At 53.3% G+C, this 22,253-nt stretch carries 17 protein-coding genes, 1 tRNA gene and 5 pseudogenes; 11 read left to right on the plus strand and 12 right to left on the minus strand.

Features of this window, described 5'->3' with window-relative positions; genetic code table 11:
- Positions 1 to 56: 56 nt before the first annotated feature.
- Entirely contained in the window at positions 57 to 326 is a 270-nt protein-coding gene (locus tag AB9F26_RS19620; RefSeq protein ID WP_369768847.1) for a hypothetical protein, read from the plus strand.
- A gap of 147 nt (positions 327 to 473) precedes the next feature.
- The gene (locus AB9F26_RS19625) at positions 474 to 1,832 is read left to right on the plus strand and encodes a polysaccharide biosynthesis/export family protein (RefSeq protein WP_369768848.1); all 1,359 of its coding nucleotides are present in this window, start codon (positions 474 to 476) and stop codon (positions 1,830 to 1,832) included.
- Positions 1,833 to 1,917: 85 nt separating this feature from the next.
- Here AB9F26_RS19625 and AB9F26_RS19630 read toward each other — a convergent pair.
- From AB9F26_RS19630 to AB9F26_RS19640, 3 genes and pseudogenes are all read right to left on the minus strand, one after another.
- A pseudogene (locus AB9F26_RS19630) lies at positions 1,918 to 2,490 on the minus strand (IS3 family transposase); the annotation flags it as partial.
- Between the two features lie 42 nt (positions 2,491 to 2,532).
- The gene (locus tag AB9F26_RS19635; RefSeq protein WP_369768849.1) at positions 2,533 to 3,795 is read right to left on the minus strand and encodes an IS256 family transposase; all 1,263 of its coding nucleotides are present in this window, start codon (positions 3,793 to 3,795) and stop codon (positions 2,533 to 2,535) included.
- 419 nt (positions 3,796 to 4,214) lie between these two features.
- Positions 4,215 to 4,511 (minus strand): transposase, encoded by a 297-nt coding sequence (locus tag AB9F26_RS19640; protein WP_369768850.1) that lies wholly within the window; start codon positions 4,509 to 4,511, stop codon positions 4,215 to 4,217.
- A gap of 440 nt (positions 4,512 to 4,951) precedes the next feature.
- On the opposite strand from AB9F26_RS19640, the gene AB9F26_RS19645 reads away from it, so the two are divergent.
- The 3 genes and pseudogenes from AB9F26_RS19645 to AB9F26_RS19655 all read left to right on the plus strand — a co-directional run bounded on the left by AB9F26_RS19645 (position 4,952) and on the right by AB9F26_RS19655 (position 7,794).
- Positions 4,952 to 7,123: a GumC family protein gene (locus AB9F26_RS19645; protein WP_369768851.1), complete on the plus strand. Its 2,172-nt coding sequence runs from the start codon at positions 4,952 to 4,954 to the stop codon at positions 7,121 to 7,123.
- Positions 7,124 to 7,403: 280 nt separating this feature from the next.
- Positions 7,404 to 7,565: pseudogene (locus AB9F26_RS19650) on the plus strand (IS5/IS1182 family transposase); the annotation flags it as partial.
- Positions 7,492 to 7,794 (plus strand): hypothetical protein, encoded by a 303-nt coding sequence (locus tag AB9F26_RS19655; protein ID WP_369768866.1) that lies wholly within the window; start codon positions 7,492 to 7,494, stop codon positions 7,792 to 7,794. The pseudogene AB9F26_RS19650 and the gene AB9F26_RS19655, both read left to right, overlap by 74 nt.
- Before the next feature lie 62 nt (positions 7,795 to 7,856).
- On the opposite strand, the pseudogene AB9F26_RS19660 reads toward AB9F26_RS19655, so the two are convergent.
- From AB9F26_RS19660 to AB9F26_RS19685, 6 genes and pseudogenes are all read right to left on the minus strand, one after another.
- A pseudogene (locus tag AB9F26_RS19660) lies at positions 7,857 to 8,177 on the minus strand (transposase); the annotation flags it as partial.
- Between the two features lie 135 nt (positions 8,178 to 8,312).
- Entirely contained in the window at positions 8,313 to 9,896 is a 1,584-nt protein-coding gene (locus AB9F26_RS19665; RefSeq protein ID WP_369757088.1) for an arylsulfatase, read from the minus strand.
- A 519-nt stretch (positions 9,897 to 10,415) separates the two neighbouring features.
- Positions 10,416 to 10,652 (minus strand): annotated as a pseudogene (locus AB9F26_RS19670) (IS110 family transposase); the annotation flags it as partial.
- A 62-nt stretch (positions 10,653 to 10,714) separates the two neighbouring features.
- Positions 10,715 to 11,162, minus strand: a pseudogene (locus tag AB9F26_RS19675) (IS6 family transposase); the annotation flags it as partial.
- Between the two features lie 69 nt (positions 11,163 to 11,231).
- Positions 11,232 to 11,954, minus strand: a complete 723-nt coding sequence (locus AB9F26_RS19680) for a response regulator (protein ID WP_369768852.1) — start codon at positions 11,952 to 11,954, stop codon at positions 11,232 to 11,234.
- Positions 11,951 to 13,162: a GAF domain-containing sensor histidine kinase gene (locus AB9F26_RS19685; RefSeq protein WP_369768853.1), complete on the minus strand. Its 1,212-nt coding sequence runs from the start codon at positions 13,160 to 13,162 to the stop codon at positions 11,951 to 11,953. Before AB9F26_RS19685 ends, AB9F26_RS19680 begins: the two co-directional genes overlap by 4 nt.
- 233 nt (positions 13,163 to 13,395) lie before the next feature.
- Here AB9F26_RS19685 and AB9F26_RS19690 point away from each other — a divergent pair, with 233 nt between their 5' ends.
- The 5 genes from AB9F26_RS19690 to AB9F26_RS19710 all read left to right on the plus strand — a co-directional run bounded on the left by AB9F26_RS19690 (position 13,396) and on the right by AB9F26_RS19710 (position 18,659).
- A complete protein-coding gene (locus AB9F26_RS19690; protein WP_369768854.1) occupies positions 13,396 to 14,400 on the plus strand; it encodes an ABC transporter substrate-binding protein in 1,005 nt (334 codons plus the stop codon).
- Between the two features lie 5 nt (positions 14,401 to 14,405).
- On the plus strand, positions 14,406 to 15,851 hold the full coding sequence (locus AB9F26_RS19695; protein ID WP_369768855.1) for a sugar ABC transporter ATP-binding protein: 1,446 nt from the start codon (positions 14,406 to 14,408) through the stop codon (positions 15,849 to 15,851).
- Positions 15,852 to 15,925: 74 nt separating this feature from the next.
- Positions 15,926 to 16,783 carry an ABC transporter permease gene (locus AB9F26_RS19700; protein WP_369768856.1) on the plus strand — a complete coding sequence of 286 codons (858 nt, stop codon included), beginning with the start codon at positions 15,926 to 15,928 and terminating at the stop codon, positions 16,781 to 16,783.
- Positions 16,783 to 17,730 (plus strand): ABC transporter permease, encoded by a 948-nt coding sequence (locus tag AB9F26_RS19705; RefSeq protein ID WP_369768857.1) that lies wholly within the window; start codon positions 16,783 to 16,785, stop codon positions 17,728 to 17,730. The genes AB9F26_RS19700 and AB9F26_RS19705 overlap by 1 nt, the downstream gene beginning before the upstream one ends.
- On the plus strand, positions 17,727 to 18,659 hold the full coding sequence (locus tag AB9F26_RS19710; protein WP_369768858.1) for an SMP-30/gluconolactonase/LRE family protein: 933 nt from the start codon (positions 17,727 to 17,729) through the stop codon (positions 18,657 to 18,659). Before AB9F26_RS19705 ends, AB9F26_RS19710 begins: the two co-directional genes overlap by 4 nt.
- Positions 18,660 to 19,437: 778 nt before the next feature.
- Here AB9F26_RS19710 and AB9F26_RS19715 read toward each other — a convergent pair.
- Together AB9F26_RS19715 and AB9F26_RS19720 are read right to left on the minus strand one after the other, a co-directional pair.
- Positions 19,438 to 19,650, minus strand: coding sequence for a DUF1127 domain-containing protein (locus tag AB9F26_RS19715; protein WP_369768859.1), 213 nt, complete (start codon positions 19,648 to 19,650; stop codon positions 19,438 to 19,440).
- Positions 19,651 to 20,466: 816 nt separating this feature from the next.
- Complete coding sequence (locus tag AB9F26_RS19720; protein ID WP_369768860.1) at positions 20,467 to 20,823, minus strand: hypothetical protein; 357 nt, start codon at positions 20,821 to 20,823, stop codon at positions 20,467 to 20,469.
- On the opposite strand from AB9F26_RS19720, the gene AB9F26_RS19725 reads away from it, so the two are divergent.
- A complete protein-coding gene (locus AB9F26_RS19725) occupies positions 20,713 to 22,176 on the plus strand; it encodes a recombinase family protein (protein WP_369768865.1) in 1,464 nt (487 codons plus the stop codon). The two genes, AB9F26_RS19720 and AB9F26_RS19725, sit on opposite strands and share 111 nt — an antisense overlap.
- On the opposite strand, the gene AB9F26_RS19730 is transcribed toward AB9F26_RS19725, so the two are convergent.
- Positions 22,133 to 22,209, minus strand: a tRNA-Met gene (locus AB9F26_RS19730). The two genes, AB9F26_RS19725 and AB9F26_RS19730, sit on opposite strands and share 44 nt — an antisense overlap.
- Positions 22,210 to 22,253 lie beyond the last annotated feature (44 nt).

A 22,253-nucleotide genomic window follows, 5' to 3' on the forward strand; every position in this document is an offset into this window, starting at 1 on the left:
ATTATTGTTCGCCTAATTTGGAATATGATTGTGCGAAAACTTATTGGAGAGACTCTATGAATAAAATTCTATCTTTGACAGCTATCGCTGCATTGAGCTTGGGCATGGCCGCTCCAGTTTTCGCTCAAGATCTCGTCACCCCTGCAAACGATGATTGTGAAGAAAATGTAAACGGTAACGGTGATGAATGTGGGGCAGTGCCGCCGTTCAATGAGGTAAATGCCGCTCCAGGGTTGTCCGATAATGCTATAGTGGGCATTGCGGTTCTAGGTGCCGCAGCTGCTATTGGTTTGCTCGCCAACTCGGGCGGCACGAACGGAACCTGATTTCAGTTTAATTCAGCTGACCTTCAGCCCACAAAAAGCGGCCCTGCAACAGGTCCGCTTTTTTTTGCGTTTGGAGAGGATTAGTCTGGGGAATTATTTCAAAATCCCGTAGTATTACCGAAAAAATTATTAAGGCGGGTGAAACCGATGAAGGCACTATATTTAGTCGTATTGATAGGGCTTAGCGCCTGTGGAGCGGTTTATTATGCTCCTACGGTTTCCGAGGGGCAGGCTGCAAGCGGTGCAAAAGTGCGCCTTATTCCGGTCACTCCGGAAACTGTTTTAGTTGCAAATCGCTCTTCCTATACGCCCAAATCTCTCCCATCTGAGTTTTTTCAATCAGCCGGCGGCGGAAGTGGACTGCGCGGTGCCGGCGCAGTTCCAGAGCCGGTGTTTCAACAACAGGATCGCCCCGCAGCTTTAGAAACGCGAATTCCACCAAATGTTCCCCACGAGCCATACAAAATCGGCATCGAGGACGAACTACTTCTCGCGACACCGCAAGCTGGCTCTTCTATCGAAGAGCTCTCCGGGCTACTGGCAGCTCAAAACAGTCGGCAAGGATATAAGGTTCAGGACGATGGAGCTATTTCGATCCCCGATGTCGGGCGCGTTCAACTCGCAGGCCTTACCCTTGAAGAGGCCGAAAACGAAATTTTTAACAAGCTGGTTGAAGCTCAAATAAACCCCGGATTTAGCCTCGAAGTTTCTGGCTTCAATTCACAAAAGGTATCCATCGGCGGGGCTGTAAACAACCCAACGGTTGTACCAATCAGCCTATCCCGCCTAAAGCTAAATGACGCTCTTTCTGCGGCTGGAGGAGTTTCCCTCTCTGATTTGGACTATGCCGCCATTCGCTTGTTCCGCGATGGCACATTATACCAAATCCCAGTCAAAGAGCTTTATTCGCGGCGCGACTTACAAGACATCCAGCTTCTTGACGGTGATAGCTTGTTTGTAGATTCTGACTTTGAGCTTGACAAAGCGCAGGCCTATTTTTCTGAGCAAATTCAATTGGCTCAGTATCGTCAGTCCTCTCGAAATCAAGCTCTTGGCGAGCTCAACGCCGAAGTCGCGCTTCGTCGCAACGAACTTTCAGAGCGGCGCGACAATTTTCAAGACAGATTGTCTTTTGACGCCGTGGATCGGGATTACGCCTATATAACAGGTGAAGTTAAGAAACAGGCCCGTTTCCCGCTTGCATTTGAACGCAAATCAACACTTGCAGACGCTCTGTATAGTGAAGGTGGTTTCGATGCACGAACAGGCGACCCCACACAGATATATATCCTGCGAGGCTCACCGAACCCCGTCGAATTCTCCGGCGTGACCGCTTGGCACTTGGATGCGCGTAACGCCGCGAACTTCCTGCTGGCAACCCGAATCGAATTGCGGCCGAACGATGTTATTTTCATTGCAGCGCAACCTGTCACATCATGGAATCGCGTGCTAACCCAACTTTCACCTAATTTGGTGGCATCATCTGTTGCGGGGGTTGTCAATTAACGTCTTTTGATCTTTAACGGTCAGGCGTACTGATGATCCACAGGCTGAACTTCGTCCCGTTTTCCGGACAGTTTAGTTATTGTTCCTATGCGGCCATTTTCCAAGTAATATCTTCAAAGGCCTGTTGCGGTGTTTTGTATTGGATGCCGGAATGACGGCGCTGGCGGTTGTAGAAGACCTCAATATATTCAAAGATCGCGGCCTTGGCCTGCGCGTGGGTTCTGAACCTCTGGCGGTAGACCAACTCCTTTTTCAGTGAAGCAAAGAAGCTTTCCATCGGCGCATTGTCCAAGCACTCGCCCTTGCGGCTCATGGATTGAGTAAGCCCCGCTTTTTCGATCAGTTTGCGGTATTTTGTGCCAGCGTATTGGCTTCCCCTGTCGGAATGATGGATTAACCCAGGAACAGGGCCCCTGCGGCCCAGTGCCATTTTGAGAGCTTCGCAGCACAGCTCAGCACGCATGTGATCCTCCATCGCCCATCCTACGATCTCCCGTGTGGCCATGTCCTTGATGCCAGCGAGGTAAAGCCAGCCTTCATCCGTATCAATATAGGTAATGTCTGCCAGCCAAACGGTGTTGCGTGTGGAGCAGTGGAATTTTTGCTCCAATAGATTTGGAGACGGGCTCATCTTGTGATTGCTGTCAGTTGTTACTGGCTTTTTCCGCGAGTTAACCGCAAAAGTTGGTGACGGAGGTCGTCAGGCGGCGCTTTTGGTTTGGGTTTTGATTACCTCTAACCCGTCCGTGAATGTGATGCCTTGGATGACTTTTGGCAACTGATTTTTGCCTCTCAGTTTCAGCCACCGTTTCTCAGCCTCTTTTATGAGCTTAATGACCATCACCATTGCGGTGTTCCGTTTTAGACATCCCTTGGTTCTCTTGGTTCTGTGACGGACGGTTGCAAAGGTACTTTCTATGGGGTTTGTAGTGCGGATGTGTTTCCAGTGTTCGGCCGGAAAGTCGTAAAATGTCAGGAGCACATCCCGGTCTTTTTCCAAACAGGCAACAGCTTTGTCGTATTTGGCCTGGTATTTTGCGCAGAAGAGATCAAAGGCTTTCCCAGCATCAACTTTGGTGCCCGCGTTCCAGATTTCATGTAAATCAGCCTTGGCTTTTGCTTGCAGGGCTTTGGGCATTTTGTTGAGCACATTGGCTGTCTTGTGGACCCAGCAGCGTTGTTCTTTTGTCAGGGGAAAGACCTCTCGCAAAGCCGCCCAAAATCCCAAAGCGCCGTCACCTGCCGCGAGTTTAGGCGGGGCCTTCAGGCCGCGGGCCTTTAGATCAAGGAGCAGTTCGCGCCAACTCTGCGTGCTTTCGCGGTAACCATCAGTAAAGCCGACAAGTTCCTTCTTGCCCTCAGGCGTCGCCCCTATAATGACCAGCATACATTGGCTTTCCTGCTCCATTGGGGCCTGAAAATAGACCCCGTCTGCCCAGATATAAACATAGTTTCGCGCCGATAAGTCCCGCTTTTCAAAGGCGCTGAGTTCCGCCTGCCAGACCTTGCGCAACCGCAGGACCGTATCGCCGGACAGATTGGGCGCATCGGCCCCCAGTAAGGCACTGAGAGCCGTCTGGAAATCGCCCGAGGACACGCCCTTCAAATAAAGCCAGGGAATAAGCGCATCCAGGCTTTTGCTGCGGCGCATGTATTTGGGGGCGACTGTGGGCAGAAACAAAAGCCGATCCCGCTCCTTGCCTGCGCGATCCCGGACACGAGGCTGCCTGATTTTGACCGCCCCAATCCCGGTCTGAATTTCCCGCTCAGGCAAATGCCCGTGACGCACAAGCCGGGCCCGCCCATCCTCAAGCTGTTCTTGCGCATGACTGGCCATAAAGTTGGCAACCTCAGCCTCAATGGCCTGGCTCAACAGCGCTTGAGCGCCGCTGCGCAGAACCGACGTCAGCTGATCTGAAAATTCCCCTGGCTGCATGAGGGGTGTAACTGTAGTCTCTGTCATGGCGTATCTTTCCTTTCCTGGAAATATTGGATGCATCAATCACATCCATGATACGCCACCTGAAAATCCTGCCATCACCAAAATTCGCGGTTAACTCTTTTTCCGCTTCTTCAGGCGTGGTGACACCTTGTTTTCCTTCATTATTCGGGCCCCGCGACGCTCAGAGACGGCCTCATTCCCCGCCAACAAATCCTGGTGGATCCGCTTGGACCCTTAGCATTTGTTACTGGCTTTGAAGAACACCTTAATCTTTAGAAGCAGTTCTTCATCCCGAGCCTTACGCTCAAAGAATCGCTGATCCCTATCCGGTTGGCCTGCAACAAAGCCGTAGAACCAACCCCTGGACATTTTCAATAACCTGCAGAGAATGAAAACCGCATATTTGGTTTTATGGGCGGTGACGAAAGCGCGCTTGTTCGTCATGGTTTCACCGCCCGCGTCGCGAAAAAAGCGGATGCTTTGTGCAAAATCTCCACTTCCTGGGCCAGACGCTTATTCTCTTTGCGCAAACGATCCAATTCTGCCGCATCTGACTTTTGACGACGCTTCGCTTCAGTTGACCCAAACGCTTCTATCTCAAGCCGCCACGTTTTTAGCTGCGTGCCTGTTATGCCAAGCTCTTTGGCTACGCTGCCCTGTGTCGCTCCTGGCTCATAAAGCCGATCAACCGCGCCTGCCTTGAAATCGTCAGTGTACGTTCTTCGATGTTGTCCCATTTGGTGCCCTGTTCCCGGACTGGGGGTAAAGTACCCCAATGTCCGGGAACAGGGACGAAGTTCACCCCATCTTACAACAGCGAGCGCCCCAACTGGGCATCGGCAGCATAACACCCGCAATGAAACTGAAAACAGCTACGTGATTTCCACGGCTGGACCCTCTTAAAATGGGGGGGATTACCCCAATATTCAATTTGTGGCTGCAAGGTGAGGGTTGGCACTGAAGAAAAGCGTTTCAAATAATCTAGAACTAGACGCTGACTGAATGGAGCGCGCAGGCAGCGTTGGCCGTTTCCGATGGGTTTTAAGTTGCTTTTGGGGAAATGCTGTGAGAAAGCTACTTTTCATGTAAAGAGTAAGAAATTGGAACATGTACATTTGGACGCGCAATTTTCGATTTTTTCCAGTTTATGTGTCTGAATAGCGCGAAAGAAAAAACCTTGACTAGTAAAAAAATGAACGCTTCGTCGCCCACTGTGTCTATTGCAACCGACGATGAAATCGACCTTGGAAAATTATTTCGAACCGTATGGCGTGGGAAATGGTGGATTGCTTTAACCACGGTGCTTGCAGTCTTGATAGGAGGGTACAAGGCGTACGTTGTTTCCATACCGCTCTACACAGCAAATTCTTTTGTGGTTCTGGAGACGCGCGACGAGCAAATTACGAACATTGAAGGTGTTTTGTCTGGGATGTCCGGCGATTATATGAGCATTTTCACTGAGATTGAAGTCCTCCAATCTCGGGAGCTTATTAAAAAACTGGTGGAGAGACTGGATCTGCTTCAAGACCCTAATTTTAATGGCCAAGTACGTTCAGAGGCTACACCATCATCCAAAGCAAGCAAGTATAGTGTCGGAGCCGTTAAGCTGGCTGCTAAGGCTGCTGTTAAAGAACTCATCTTTGGCAAAGCTCCACCAAGATTGCTACCGTCAGCTGAAACGATCATGGATTCGGTGATTAGCAATGTTTTGGAAGCAATTTCGGTGTCAAACGTATCTGACACCTATGTGTATCGCATCACGGTTACGACGCCCGACCAAAAAAAATCGGCACTTATAGCTAATTCCCTTGCGGAAGTTTATATCCTTAATCAGCTCGATGTTAAATTTGAAGCTACTGAACAGGCAACGACTTGGCTAACTGAACGAGTTTCTGAACTTCAGGTCGAATTGGAGACTGCGGAATCTGCGGTGAAAACATTCAATTCAGGCACCGCACTGGTGAGCCCAGCTTCTCTAGAAGGGCTCAATCGGCAGGTGAAGGATCTTCGAGAACGTCTTGGAGGCGCGGCTAGTACCAGTAAAATTGCGACAATGCGGCTACGTGATCTAGAATCCGCGCTTGAAACCGGCAACCGCTCGAAAATGATCGACATAGCTGGTGATAGTTCACTGAAGCGCACTTTTGATCTTGTTGAAAAGGGAACTATGAGTTCTGATGTTTTTGACAAACAATTTCAACGAGAAATAGACCGCGCGAAAGTTGAGGAAACACGTTCAACGGCTCAAAAAATGGCACTTCAAAAATCGATGGATGAGTTGGAAAAACAGGTCGAGCAGCAATCTAAAGATTTAGTTGTTCTTCAGCAATTGTTACGCGAAGCTGAGGCTAGCCGGTTGATTTACGACTATTTTCTGGGCCGGCTGAAAGAAACTTCCGTTCAGCAAGGTATTCAACAGGCAGATAGCAGGGTACTGTCGCGGGCAGTCGTACCTACGAGCCCATCCGCACCTAATAAATCTCGCATTTTGGCGCTGTCTGGAATTCTTGGGGTCTTTTTGGGTGCAGCTCTAGTTTTACTGCGCGAAATGCGGCAAAATAAATTCCGTTCTGCCGAAGAACTCGAAGCTTACACGGGCTATACTGTGATGGGTCAAATTCCCATCATTCCGGCGCGGAAGCGAAAGGGTGTATTGGAGTATTTGGTTACAAAACCAGCATCCGCCTCGGCGGAGGCAGTGAGAAATTTGCGCACGTCGGTCCTCTTGTCGAACATTGATAAACCTCCTCAAATTATTCTTTCAACCTCGTCCATCCCTGGCGAAGGGAAAACCACTCAATCTATTGCGTTGGTGCAAAATTTCTCTGGGCTTGGTAAAAAAGTTCTTCTAATCGAGGGCGATATGCGGCGCCGTGTATTCGACCAATATTTCGATATTAGTGAAGAGCGTGGTATCATTTCCGTCATTTCTGGGGAAGCTAAGCTATCGGACGTAGTGGCTCACCATAAACAGCTTGGTGCTGATATACTTGTAGGTGAAAAAGGATCTGCAAGCGCTGCTGACATTTTTACCTCAGATAGCTTTGCCAAATTTCTCGCGCAAGCTCGTCAAGCCTATGACATTATTATTATTGATTCGCCTCCTGTTCTAGTTGTTCCGGACGCAAGGGTTATCGCCCAGTCTGTGGACGCCATTTTATATGCGGTCAAATGGGATTCTACTTCGAAATCACAAGTCGTTGAGGGCTTGCGCTCGTTTGAGTCCGTTAATGCACGCGTAACTGGACTAGTTCTCAATCAGATAGCCCCAGGAGGTATGAAGCGATATGGCTATGGTGGAGTACACAGTGCATACGCAAACTATGGTAAAAATTACTACGACGGTTGATGTTGACCGGAGACCCACTCCCCTCCAGTTCTGTGTAGAGTTGGCCCAACAATTGCACTGCTCCCCAACGGCAGCAACACGGAGTTTTTCCACAGAATCGGCTCAGAGACGCCGTTCGCTGCGTTGCGTGTCAATGTCGGCCCCTTGGGCCAACATGCACTTTGGCACGCGTTAGCTATTTGGGGGCATGCGCACCAAAGCGCAGTGTAAACAATAGCTTAGTGGAGTAATGTTCCGCCGCGACTTGAGCCCTTTTTACTCTGCGATTGACAGGCATCTGTCGGCCTGTTCAAATTGCCATCTCAAGTCGCGCTGCACGACCGAGAAGTTGCGCCGCATCCGACGTTGGGATCAAGAGGATGTTCTGGATGACATCGAGCGCAGGCTGGAAGAAAAACCTGACGCCATGCGGATCCGCAGATCAACGGTTGAACATCTATTCCATCGAAGACCAGTGCCGAGATTTTTTTGAAATAGCCTTTCCGTACATAAACACAGGGACTGGTAGTTGGCGTGCTAGAGCAAAGGAGTTCATGAGAACTTTTGAAGAATCCCGAAAAAGCCTTCAACTAGGGAAAGGCTGCCATTTTATGGAATCCGACGTTGTTCAGGATTTGGATCATTTTTACTCAAGGCAGCCAAGGCAGTTGAAATCGATGCCAATGGAGTGAAATTGGCGGTTGAATGGGGGCGTGGTCAAAGCTCCGTGGGATCATGGCCTGTTGGTTAAATGTACCTCACCCTCGTGATCCACAGCACGCCATAGATAGTGCAATTCGCCGTTTATCTTCACAAAAACCTCGTCCAGGTGCCATTGCCAATTCGAGTAACATCGCATCCGACTGACCCGCTTTCTACGGATCTCAGCTGCAAACATCGGCCCAAATCTGTTCCACCAGAAACGGACTGATTCGTGGCTGACATCGATGCCTCGTTCATGCAGAAGATCCTTCACATTCCTAAGCGAAAGCGGAAACAGAACGTAAAGCATCACCGCTAGACGGATGATTTCAGGGCTCGTTTTGAAATAGCGAAAAGGGGAGCGTTTTCTCATGGCCAAACGCTAGTTGCTGGCCCTGCCCGCCTCAAGCGAATTTCTTCTGACAGTGCCTCACCGACTTTTTCTTGCCATACTCAATTCAAAAAGGCCGCCCCGGTTAAGGGCGGCCTCGGTTGTTTGCAAAATCTCTTACTTGGATCCCATCTGGGAGAAGATCTTGTCCTTTGCATCGCCGATGGTGAAGCTACCCGGTTTCTGACGTGGCGGGTATTCTTCGAACGTGGCGAGGAACTGACCCACATACTCTGCTGCGGGAAGCAGCAGGAACACATGGTCCAGATACCAATCCCAATAGGTATTCGACGTCACATTGGCGCGCTCGTACGGATCGCGACGCAGGTTGAACAACAAGGGAATGCGCAGTTCGGTCCATGGCTCGGCCCAAGCTTGTAGGGTCTGAGGATAGCGGTGCTCAAGGAAGATCGCTTTCCAGTCGTTCACGCGCAACGCCGTCAGGTCACCATCATCAGAGAAGTAGAACACCTCTTTGCGAGGCGTATCCTCTTCCTCGCCTAGCAGATAAGGCAGAGTGTTATAGCCGTCCAAATGAACCTTGTAGTCACGACCGCCGCCAACTTCGGCAACTGTCACGCCTTCCAACAGCTTTTCCTTGATTTCTGGTTCGCCGGCCATCGCAACGAAGGTCGGCAACCAGTCCATGTGGTGCATGATTGCGTTGGAGACAGAACCCGGCTCAATCTTGTTGGGCCAACGGACCATCGCAGGCACACGCCACCCGCCTTCCCAGTTGGTGTTCTTTTCGCCACGGAACGGCGTCATGCCCGCATCAGGCCAGCTGTTCAAATGCGGGCCATTGTCGGTTGAATAAAACACAAAGGTCTCTTCCGCGATGCCAAGTTCATCGAGAAGATCGAGGAACTGACCGATATGCATGTCGTGTTCGACCATGCCGTCGGCATACTCATCCTGCCCGGACACGCCGCGCAACTCGTCTTTAACGTGCGTGCGGAAGTGCATTCGCGTTCCGGACCACCACACGAACCATGGCACGTCGGCTTCTTCCTGGCGCTTGATGAAATCGAGCGCTGCAGCTACGGTTTCATCATCCACAGTTTCCATGCGCTTTTTAGTCAGCGGTCCTGTATCTTCGATTGTGCCATCGGCGGATGACTTGACAACTCCCCGTGGGCCATAGGCTTCTCTGAACGCAGGATCATCTGGGTAGTCTTCCAGCTCCGGTTCTTCTTCGGCATTCAAGTGATAGAGATTGCCAAAGAATTGGTCGAAACCATGGTTGGTTGGCAGCATATCGTCTTGATCGCCCAAGTGGTTTTTGCCAAATTGGCCGGTCGCATATCCTTGCGCCTTAAGCAAACCAGCAATCGTCGGATCCTCGATCTGCATGCCTTGTTCCGCACCGGGCATACCAACTTTGGACAGGCCCGTACGGAAAACAGATTGGCCCATGATAAAGGACGAACGCCCGGCGGTGCAGGACTGCTCAGCGTAGTAATCGGTAAAGATCATACCCTCGTTTGCAACGCGGTCGATGTTCGGGGTCCGATACCCCATCAATCCCTTGGTATAGGCGGAAATGTTGGACTGACCGATGTCGTCACCCCAGATCACAAGGATATTTGGTTTTTCGTCCTGTGCCCAAGCAGCAGAAGCAAGCGATACTGCGCAAGCTAGTACTGCTGCTCCCTGCGCGGGTCGCCAAGACGAGTAGTTTAAATGAAGTTTTTGCCACATTTTTGATGGTTCCTTTTCAAATAAAAGATGGTTTAAGATTTTAAGTCTAAACGGTATCTGCTTGCCTGTCTGTTTGTTTCTGCAATTTCCATGGCATGAACTCGTCGATTTTGCCGCAAGATGTTGTGCGGCGATGGCATTGACACATTAACTCGACGATCAGCTTTGCGACGGATAGTTGTGGTTGAATGAGCAATATATCCTACACACGCCACGGTGGTGTCATGTGTGGACGTATATGGACCCCGCGTTTTTGCAACGCCTTAGTTAGAGCTGGATTGGTTTCACGGTTGCTGACGTATATCCGGCTTCTGAATGCGGCCCGAAGTATCGTCGCCGCGAGCCCCGATGGATTTCCGCTCGCGTCTTCCTCATTGGCTCCAAGGCATCGGCTTTCGCCTTGCCGGTCCACACATCAGGTTTAAGAAGCTTCGGAACGTGTCGTCTCACCATCCCTTGCCAAGTTGCTGCAATTATGTCGGGAGTGTCCTCCTTTATTCGTTTTGCTCTGAGCTTTTCTCAGGCGGCTTGTGGCGTTTCGGGTCCGCGGTAGTCCTCGTTCTTGGACAAGATAGACCACACAATTCGGGCATTTTTGTTGGCAAGGGCCACTGCAACTACATTTGGGTGTCGCCGCTCACGCATCCGGTTGATCCAGACGCTTCTCGCATCCTGTTTTCCGCCAGCTTTGCCAAGAACAGCTCGGGCTCCGTGGATCAAAAGTGTACGCAAGTACCGATCACCGCGCTTGCTGATCCCAAACTGTCCGTCGTCATATCACGACTTATAAGCCTCATATTGTACTGGACGCTGTAAAACGCAGCGCCATAAGAACGTAACTTATCAGTGACGTCTACATCTGGCTGACCATACCGCTTCATCGCTTTCTTTACAAATTTAAACGCCGCAACCCAACCGCGGCGTTTCGTAACATAGCTTTCCAGAACCTCGCCTTCATGATCAACCGCGCGCCACAAATAATGCCTCACGCCGTTAACCTTTATGAAGACTTCGTTCAGATGCCATTGCCAATTCAAATAAGAGCGCAATTGTCAGACACGCCGCTGACGAATTTCCGACGCAAACATTGGGCCAAATCGGTTCCACCAGAAACGGACGATTTCATGGCTGATATCGATGCCTCGTTCATGCAAAAGTATCGTCCACATTTCGAAGCGAACGTGGAAATCGAACGTAGAGCGTCACTTCTAGGCGGATGATTTCAGGACACGTCTTGAAGTAGCGAATTGGCGAAGGTTTTGTCATCCGCAAACGCTACGAAACCGCCCTACCCTGTTCAAGTTAGCTCCTTTTGACAGTGCCCCCCTGAGTTTATCAACCAGCTTCTGGCGAACGGGCTCGATACCAAGTTTCCATATCGTTAGCCGCCGATACCAGCGTTTCAACATTCAACGTCCGAGTGATCAGGGCGCGATTAATGGCACGCGTGCGCTTGTTGATGGCACCCGTTTCGTCATCTTCGACGCCTAGCTTTTGATAGAGCGAGACCAACCTATTTTGAACAGATCTCAAAGACATGGCGCGACGCTCGGCGATACCTTTGTCCGTGATGCCCAGCGCCAAATCAAGGAGCACATTAAACTCACTATCCGTGAGCGTATCGCGCGGGGTAGAGGAACGTTGTTGGAAGCGATGCACCTCGCGGTCAACCATGATTTGCCCCTCAATCAACACCGCGCGCAACGCCAGCCGAAGCCGCGCAGTCGATGCGGTCTTCAGGAGATATCCGTAAGCGCTGTCCTCAGGCACGATCTTAGAAATACCACGCAGATAGGCCTCGTCAGCGTAATTGGTCCAGAACAGAATCCGGGTGCTCGGCTGACACGCCCAGATTGAGCGCGCAGCTTCGATACCGTTGCGCGACGGCATTTGAAGGTCGAGCACCACGGCGCGGTATTTCCCCGAACATGCTTCCTCTTCGCCCGCGCGTCCATCCGACATATGGATGATCTCGGTTACTTCTGGCAGAGCCTCTGCCACAGCATCGAGCATAAAGTGTGCGTGGAACTGGTCGTCCTCGACAACGAGAAGTTTCATGGCCGCGCACCTTTCGAATCCTTAGGAAGGGAGAGCGTGACACAAGTGCCGCCGACGTCCTCGATCTCCAGCCGCGCAAGGATCAGGCGGGCGCGGGTTTCCATATGCAAGATACCCGACTTGCGCTGCGTGGGGTTGAGTGAGATGCCCTGCCCGTTGTCGCGCACCCGCACGCATAGACCTCCGCTTCGCCCGCGGTCAATTGTTACGCTAACATGGGTCGCGGCGGCGTGGCGCATGGCATTGTTTGTCGCCTCCTGTGTTATGCGAAATACGGCCGTGCGCACCATCGGGTCAAGGTCATCAATAGCCCCGTCTGTCACGTCAGTGACGGACACGGTGAGGTCTGTGGCGCGGGCGCCCTTCTCGAGGTTCTCGGAAATGGCGTGGCTGAACCCAAACAATTCGAGTTGCGACGGCACGGCCTCTTCTATGATTGCGCGCAACTCGCCGATACAGGCCGTGAGGCTATACGCCAGAGCCGAGCGGTCGAGCGACGACCGGTCGTCCTTCACTGTGCGAAGCAAGTGGGTGAGGTCCGCGAGTGTCTGATCGTGGAGATCCATCCCGATGCGCTGGCGCTCCTGCTCGAAGGCTTGAGTCAGGCGGGACGCACCTTGGCGCAGAACTTCTTCGCGGGATTTGACCTCGGCGCGCTCGAAAGCATCTCGCTGCGCTTTTTCGATTAGGCGCAACGCATGGAAATAAGGCGCGAGGAGATCGCCTAAATGCTCGGTCAAACGCAGGGACTCATCATCGAACAACCCAGCGTCGCTATGCGAGATGTTGAGCGTGCCGATGAGCTGCCCCATGACGCGCATACCGACATGGACCCGCGAGCGCAGGCCGTGGTTGAAGATCGGCTCGCTGCGTCCACCCACAAAGGTCTGGCGAGGGTCCTCCATCGCGTTGGTACAAATCATATGCGGGATCTTGCCCGTGAGAAGATCGCGGACAGGGGCCACTTCAATCCGCGTGCGGCGGCGCGACCAGCGGGTCGTGATCCCGACCTCATAAGAGACACACCACCCCGGGCCATCGAGAAGGCAGATGTCGAAATGCGTGTGAGGTAGAACCTCGGCCACCTCGCGTGCAACTGCATAAAGCGCTGATTGAATGCCTGTCTCATGCGCGAGATGTGCGGATATCCGCAAGAAAATATCGCGCTGGTGCGCATCTGACTCCGATGTGAGTGCAAGCCTTGCCATGTTCATCTCCTTGGCACCCTCCCCGAGTGCCTTGATGGTTACTGTACCTCGCGCAGGGCCACAGGCAAACGGTGATCCGCGCATAGCGCGTGCGGGAACCCGCAACATATTTGCGTAGAGCATGCTTTACAAGCGACCGATAGAAGCGGACCCTTGTCAAGGTTTTGCCGCCCATTCGCGGCAGCACCAAAACGCGCCTCGAGGATGAGGGCGCACCAACGGGAGGAAATACCATGAAATCACTGCTGCTCAGTGCGACCGCATTTGCTTTGGCCGCGACAACCGTTCAAGCAGAGACATCGGACGCGCGTATTGCTCTGTCCAATAACTATGCTGGCAATTCGTGGCGTCAGGCCATGCTCCAGTCATGGGAAGAAGTCGGAAATAAGGCTGTCGAAGAGGGCGCTGTTGCCGCCGCCGATTCCTTCACCACATCAGAGAACCAAGCGACTGAACAAGCCGCTCAAATCCAAAACATGATCTTGCAGGGCTACGACGCCATCGTCGTCAATTCGGCATCGCCCACTGCGCTCAACGGTGCGATCAAGGAAGCCTGTGATGCAGGCGTGACTGTTGTCTCCTTTGACGGCATTGTCACCGAGCCTTGCGCATGGCGCATCGCCGTCGACTTCGAGGGCATGGGCAAACTTCAGGTTGAATACCTTTCGCAACGCCTCCCCGAAGGCGGAAAACTTCTCGAAATCCGCGGCCTTGCGGGCGTCTTCGTGGATGACGAAATTTCCGCTGGTATCCATAAGGGCGTCGAGGAAAATCCACAATTCGAAATCGTCGGCTCTGTGCATGGAGACTGGGCACAAGACGTGGCGCAAAAGGCTGTTGCGGGCATCCTGCCTTCGCTGCCCGAAGTGGTCGGCGTCGTAACACAAGGCGGTGACGGCTACGGTGCGGCTCAAGCGTTCAAGGCTGCCGGTCGCGATACGCCGCTGATTGTTCTGGGCAACCGTCAGGACGAAATGGCATGGTGGGCCGAGCAACGTGACGCTAACGGTTACGAGACAATGTCGCTCTCGATTGCGCCTGGGGTTGCTTCACTGGCTTTCTGGGTCGCACAACAAATCCTCGACGGCGCTGAAGTGCCCAAGGACCTAAGCGTGCCGTTCTTGAAAGTGACCCAAGATACGCTCGACGAAGCTCTGGCAACCACGACCGAAGGTTCGGTTGCGACCACGGATTACTCACTCGAAGACGCCAAGGGCGTGATCTCGGGAGCCATGTAATCCACATGACAAGTGCCAAACGTGATGGCACGCCAATAGTTGCCTTGACCGATGCCGAAAAACATTTCGGTCCGGTCAGGGCGCTTGACGGTGTGAGCCTATCCATAACCCCAGGCGAATGTATCGGATTGGTCGGCCATAACGGAGCGGGCAAATCCACTCTGGTCAATCTTATAAACGGGGGCCTTGCGCCGACTGGGGGAAATATATCTTTTCCCGCCTCTGGCGAGACTCGCGCCTTGCCGGCGGGTGTGCGCTCGGTGTTTCAGGAGTTGTCGCTCTGTCCCAACCTGACAGTTGCCGAGAACCTACGAATTTCGCACAGCGATCTGAAGGCGTTCGGGTGGCGGGCGAAAGCGCGCGCCGAAATTACTAAGAGCCTTGATCAAGTTTTTCCTGGCCACAGAATTGACGCGGACACTACGGTGGACCGTTTGACGATTGCAGAGCGCCAGATGGTTGAAATTGCCATCGGTTTCGCCCCGCGCGGTGGTGACACGCGCCTTATTATTCTCGATGAGCCGACGTCCTCGCTCGACGCAGGCATCGCCAACCAGCTCCTGTCTCATATACACAGTTTTTGCGAAGCGGGCGGAGCGGTGATTTTCATCTCGCATATGCTGGGGGAGGTTTTCAATGTGGCGACTTTAATTATCGTCATGAAAGACGGTAAGATCGTCGCCGCACGACCCACCGAGGAATTCACCCGCGAGGGGCTTGTCGACGCGATGGGCCATGTTGCCGCCGAGGAGACCGTCGCCGCAAACCCTACGGTAGCACGCACTTTCGGCGAAGTCGTTTTACAAACGGAATCGGGTCTTAACGCAAAACGCGGAGAGATCGTGGGCCTAGCAGGGCTGGCGGGCCACGGTCAGGCCGAAGCCCTCGCCCGCGCCTATTTCGAGCGAACCTCAAGCTGGCGCACAGGCAAAGCCTCGGACATCGTTTTCGTTGCAGGAGATCGCGGGCGGGACGGCATCCTACCGCTCTGGAGCATCCTGCGAAACGCCACGATCTCGATCCAGTCACAGGTCTCCAAACGCGGCTTTGTGGATCGCACGGAAGAAACCCGCATCGCCTCCCATTGGAAGAAGCGCATCGGCATCCGCACCGACGACCTCTCTAACCGAATTCTATCGCTCTCGGGCGGCAACCAACAAAAAGTGCTCTTCGCTCGCGCGCTGGCCTCGACCGCGCCGATTGTGGTGATGGACGACCCGATGCGCGGCGTCGATGTGGGCACGAAACAGGACGTTTATGACATGATTAGAACCGAGGCCGCAGCAGGCCGTACGTTCCTCTGGTATTCAACTGAGATCGAAGAGGTCTGCCAATGCGACCGCGTGTTCGTCTTCCGCAATGGAAAGATTTCAGCGGAACTCACAGTCGGGGAAATAACTGAGGAAAACATTCTCAAAGCCTCTTTCGAGATGCAGGAGGTCTCCGCATGATCGCGCTTTTTAGCCGCCACCGCATCCTCCTTCCCGTGTTTTCTCTCGCCATCCTTCTGGTCGCGACTTTCTATATGCAGCCCCGTGCAATGAGTTATTTCGGGATCAACTTGCTGTTCAATCTTGCTATACCAATTGCCTTGGCGACGGTGGCCCAGATGATGATCATCATGGTCAATGACATCGACCTGTCGCTCGGCGCGTTCGTGAGTCTCGCGGCCTGCGTAACCGCAACTTTTCTTAACGAAAACCCGATGTTAGGCGGCTTAATCCTCGCACTCTTGGTTGCTGCATATGCGGGCATGGGCGCGCTGATCCATCGTTTCGAACTGCCCGCAATTGTGGTCACGCTCGGAATGTCGTTCGTCTGGGGTGGACTCGCCGTGATGATTCTCCCGTCACCCGGTGGATCCGCCCCAGCTTGGGTACGTAGCCTGATGACCGTGAAACCCCCACTTGTACCAATGGCCGTTGTGGCCGCGATCTTGATCGCCACCGCGTCGCATTTTCTGATCATGCGCTCGGGCATCGGGACGGTTCTGCGCGGGGTCGGCGGCAATGCCGCTTCCGTTGAACGTGCTGGGTGGTCGCTGATCCGGCTCAAGGCGCTGGCCTACGCGCTTGCGGGACTATTCGGCGTACTTGCCGGTGTCGCACTCGTCGGGTTGGCAACTTCAGCGGATGCCAACATCGCGCTGCGCTATACACTCCTGTCGATTGCGGGTGTGATCCTAGGAGGTGGCGAGTTCGTGGGGGGGCGCGTGAGTGCTTTCGGCGCGGTCATCGGCGCGCTGACGCTGGCGCTGGCCTCGTCGTTCCTCTCTTTCATGCGGCTCAGTCCTGACTGGCAGATCGGCGCCCAAGGCGCGATCCTTATTCTAGTGCTGACAGCACGCCTTATCTTCACCCGTAGTGACCGGGGAGTGTCGTGATGCCTATATTTAAATTCCTCGCATCGCGGACGTGGATCTGGTCATGGGTGGCTGCTGCTGCGGCGTTCATGATGATCATGGCGCTCACTCAAGGACGAGGCGCGGGTGAGTTGGCCTATGCTGCCCTGTCGTTTGGCGCGTTTGCCGCCATAGTGGGCTTGGGGCAGATGCTGGTCATCACACTTGGCCCTGGCAACGTGGACCTATCCATCCCCGCGACGATGACGTTGGCAGGTACGCTCGCGCTCAAAACCATGGGCACAGAAGCGGGCACAGCGCCACTTGGTCTCCTCGTGGCACTTGGCGTGGGCCTTGGTACGGGAAGCGCGAATTTCGCATTGATATACCTGCTCCGCTTACCGCCGATCATCGCCACGCTCGCCGCATCTCTGGTCTATCAATCCATAGCAATCTGGTCGAACCGTGGCCTAAGAATTAAACCGCCTACCGAGCTTGCCGACTTTGCCACAGGGCGCACAGTTGGTATTCCGAACGTGGCGCTCGTCGGGTTAGGGCTGGCGATCCTCGTATGGATTGTACTGGAACGAAGTGTTTTCGGGCGATGGCTTCTGGCCTCGGGTCAAAACCTGCGCGCCGCACGTTTGGCGGGTATTCCCGTCGAGCTGGTCCGCGCGACGACTTACATTAGCGCCGCCGTCTTCGCCTCATTAGCGGGGTATCTGCTCGCCAGCTTCTCGGGCGGCGCGGCACTGAACATGGGGCAGGAATATCTGCTCACCTCTATCGCCGTTGTGGTCATCGGCGGCACTTCAATCGCGGGCGGCATGTCCAATGTGCCGGGCGTCTGGGGTGCCTCATTGTTTATGTTCCTCGTCGTCTCGATGCTCAACTCCTACGGGCTGGGTGCGGGTGTTAGAATGATGGTCACGGGGCTAATCATCATCGGGATTGTGATCGCCGCAAGCACGAGAAGGATACGCGCATGATAACCCTCCCTCCCTTCCTCCTCGCCCTTGACGATCGCTTTCTGCAACTTGTGCATCCGATGGCCCAACTCAACCAGATCGCTAGCGGTTTCACGTGGACCGAGGGTCCTGTCTGGTTCGGTGACCACGATTGCCTACTGTTTTCCGACATCCCTTCGCAGCGGGTAATGCGATGGAGCGAGAATGAGGGTCTGTCAACTTATCGTACGGGTACACAATTTAACAACGGAAACACCCGTGATCAAACGGGCCGCCTCATCGGATGCCGCCACGGAACGCGCGATGTCGTGCGCACAGAACTCAATGGATCGTTGACAGTGCTCGCATCACATTACGCGGGAAAACGGCTCAATTCTCCCAATGACGTCGTGGTTTCTTCGGATGGTGCGATTTGGTTTACCGACCCGACTTACGGCATCATTTCCAACTTCGAAGGATATCGTGGCGACCGCGAACAGGAGGCTAGCCACGTCTTCCGTCTCGAACCCGCAACTGGTGATCTAGTCCCTGTCGTCTCGGATTTCGTCCAGCCCAACGGATTAGTGTTTTCGCCCGACGAGACACGGCTCTATATCGCGGAAAGCGGGTCGAGCCATGATGACAGCGTACCGCCCGTCATCCGACAATTCGACGTCGATGGCACACGCCTCATCGACAAAGGGGTATTCGCCACGCTGGATTGCGGCTTGCCAGATGGGATGCGTGTGGACACAGCTGGAAATCTGTGGTCATCGGCGGGAGACGGGGTACATTGTTTTGCGCCCAACGGCTCGCTTTTGGGCAAGATACTTGTTCCGGAAACTGTGGCCAACTTGTGCTTCGGTGGACCGGACGGGCAGCGGCTGTTCATCACAGCCTCCACATCTGTCTATAGCACCTATGTCGACGTTAAGGGCGCGGAACCATGGACGCAGTCGCGGAGCGGTTAGGATTTCGGTGGCACGAGATGTCCCTGTCTGTGTTAACATTTCAAATCAATATCTCTGCCAACGGAAGACCTAGGATTCGAATTCACGGTTCGGGCTAAAAAATCACGCTTGTTTTGATACCTTCCATTCAGAACACCGCGCTCCAAAATCGGAAGCGCAGAAGCGTTTCCCACATCAATTGTTTAGAAGCCGATCACAGTTTGGCTTTGAGATTATATGACCAAACTGCTTTCATCGCAGTCTAGACTAATTGCTAGACAGGAGCCTCCTTATACGCGCGCGCCCAGCTTCCCATAAACCTGCCGGCTTTCAGCGGTAGGGAAATACGAAGAGAGCGTGAAAAAGTACCCGAACATTCCAGCGGGTGCGAGAGACTTTAAAGGGTACAATTGGTAAACGAGTAGCCTAAGTTCGGGACGTAGACAACTTCTAGGCATAAAAAACGGCGATGCTCGGGAGGAGGTGAGCATCGCCGTTTTGCTTTTGCGCCTCGCCTAGCCTCTGGGAGGAGGAGAGTGGGTCGGCGCAGTTCACGTTGGATATCAGGGAGGATCGATATCCTTCGGAATAGTTGAGGCTTTCGCCCCGGAAATGCGACCTCTTGCACTTGGGAGGAGGATAAGTGCTTAAGGTCTATTGCATCCGACCCAGGGAGGAGAGGGTCATCAGCGGTTCGTTTTTGAGTGTTGCTCCGGATAGGTGCGGCGACCTCTAGGAGGGGGTAAATGTCACTGCTCTTTCCTCAGACCTAGGGAGAAGAAGGTCCGATTAAGAATTCTTATTTATAGGCCGCTTCAATCGCGATATCGTTAATCATCGAGCGGTTCATGCCAATATCGGCAAGCTCACGACCGGAAAGAGCGTTCAACTCATTGTAAGTTGCGCAGTACACTTTGTACTGTTCATTGCGCTCAACGAGCCCTTTGTAGGCTGCGATGATACGATCTAGAATGCCAGCTTCTGTGGCGCGGATGTTTGTTGCAAATGCCATTGGCTTGCCTCACTTGAATTTTCTGCTGCGCCGGATTGCGCTAACATGATTGGATATGGGGGCGATGCTGCCATTGCACAATGCGGATCGCCATCAATGCTGCTATGCAACGAACGCAAGGCTGTGCCATCAACACCGTTTCAGGGGATTGCCTACTCTGTTCTGCATCACGGACTAGTTTTCTAGTCACATACTGTATTTGCGCAGCGAGCGAATATGGGCAGTGGCTCTCGTTTTTGTTGCGCTATGACCCCGACACTCTGGTATCCGCACGTTTGTGAGCATAATATTCGGGCGTACATCGCAGAATGCGACACGCGTCTAAAACCAAAATCTTTCGCGAACTTGATACTAAGTCTTGACATCGTGGCCTCAAACCTTGCTCTCAATGGTTTCGAATCGCCTCTTGGCAAAAGCAAACGCTCAGTCCCTTCCGGCACCACATCCCACTGCTACTAGGGAACTATTTGACTGGAGCCTCAAGCGCATGGCAGGCGTAGAAGCCAACCCACCAAGTTCAGCGCGAAGAGCGGCTTCGCATTTTCGCCAAGGTTAGATGATAGGCTTTCTCATCGCGCACCCCTTCCGCCGTCGATCCCTGCTTTTAATGCAAGTCGGGGATCACATCCAAACAACGCGTGACGGGTTCCGCTTGTGTTGCCGAGCGGAAGATTCGAAAGACATCCTCGGCCATGCAACGCGCGATATGTCAGAGAAGCACTACAACCGCGCGACGGGTATCAGTGCAAGCAACGACTTTCAGGCCATTGTAAGCGGTATTCGCAATAGCAAACGTGCTTCTAGGCACTAGGGGGTTCATAGATAAATAGAGCGTTTCGATTGCACCCAGGTGCAATCGAAAGTTGAAGACATGCCCGGATACGTGCCTATAATAGGCAGGGCCAAATTCAACCTAAAGACCTGTCCCATGCGCAGCCATTTACACGCGCTACTCCACTGACCACCAAAGCGACGCCTTGATTGAGGACCAACACCGCCTTTGCCTATGCCGACCGTGGCATCAGTGGAGCGACACACTTGCGCCCTGCCTACCAACAACTGTTGCTGGATGCTCGTGACGGCAAGTTTGACGTGGTCGTCGCGGAAGGGCTCGACCGCCTGAGCCGCGACCAAGAGCACATCGCCTCCTTCTTTAAACAGATGCAGTTTCAAGGAATTCCCATCGTCACCGTCGCCGAAGGGGAGATTTCTGAACTTCATATCGGCCTTAAAGGCACGATGAGCAGCTTGTTCCTCAAAGACCTCGCACAGAAGACACACCGTGGGATGGAGGGCCGAGTGCGCAAAGGCAAGTCTGCTGGCGGCATCACTTATGGCTATGACGTTGTGCGAGAGTTACGCGCTGATGGTACGTTCACAACTGGCGAACGGGTCATCAATCAAGAACAGGCTGCCATCGTACAACGCATCTTTGAAGAGTTCGCTTCCGGTTATAGCCCACGCGCTATCTGTGGTCGCCTCAACGACGACGACATCGATGGACCACGCGGCACAGGTTGGGGCATGTCCACCATCTATGGCAACTGGCGGCGGGGAACTGGTATTCTAAACAATGAACTCTACCAAGGCCGTCTTATTTGGAACCGTCAGCGTTTCATCAAGGATCCAAATTCCGGCAAACGACAGGCCCGCATGAACCCACCGGAAGACTGGATCATTGAAGAGGTTCCTGATCTCCGCCTTATTCTCGACGACCTTTGGAACCGTGTCAAATCCCGCCAAAAAGCTACCCGTAGTGAGGTCATCAGCGATGGCGTTATTCGCGCCGAACGCGCAAAGCGCCCAAAACATCTGTTTTCAGGTGCGTTGACCTGCGGAACTTGTGGAGGCGGCTTCACCATTGTTGGGAAGACCTACTTTGGCTGCGCCAATGCTCGCAACAAAGGCACCTGCAATAATCGTCTGTCCATCCTACAGGCGGATTTAGAGGGCCGTGTTCTGTCAGGCCTCAAAGACCACCTTCTGCATCCTGATCTGATTGCTGAGTTTGCGCGGTCCTATCAAGAAGAATACAACCGTCTTGCTGCAACAATCGGACAAGACCACGCCAAAGCAGAACGCGACTTGGCAAAAACAGCCAAACAGATCGATTCAATCATTGAAGCCATTACAGAGGGGATGTTTCACCCAAGCTTGAAAGCCAAGATGGATGAATTGGAAGCCCAGAAGGCCCGCTTAGAGGCTAAGCTAGCAGAGACGGACAGCAATCCGCCCGTTCTGCTCCACCCAGGCCTCGCTGATATGTATCGCAGCAAGGTGGCCAACCTCACAAACGCCCTAAATGAGCCTAGTACAAGGACAGAAGCTGGCGAGATCATCCTTAGCCTGCTCACCAGCATAACTCTCACCCCAGACGGGGAGGCATTAGCTATTGAGCTGGTTGGAGAGTTGGCGGGCCTTCTCGCTTTGGGGAACCCTAGAAACGCAGAAAGCCACCCGAAGGTGGCTTGTTCTGTGACGATGGTTGCGGGAGTCAGATTTGAACTGACGACCTTCAGGTTATGAGCCTGACGAGCTACCGGGCTGCTCCATCCCGCGACGCTTAGGCATTTTGCCTTAGTTCGCATCCCAGTTTTTGTAAT

It is taken from the genome of Falsihalocynthiibacter sp. BN13B15, from assembly GCF_041205415.1.
Classification (GTDB): domain Bacteria; phylum Pseudomonadota; class Alphaproteobacteria; order Rhodobacterales; family Rhodobacteraceae; genus Falsihalocynthiibacter; species Falsihalocynthiibacter arcticus.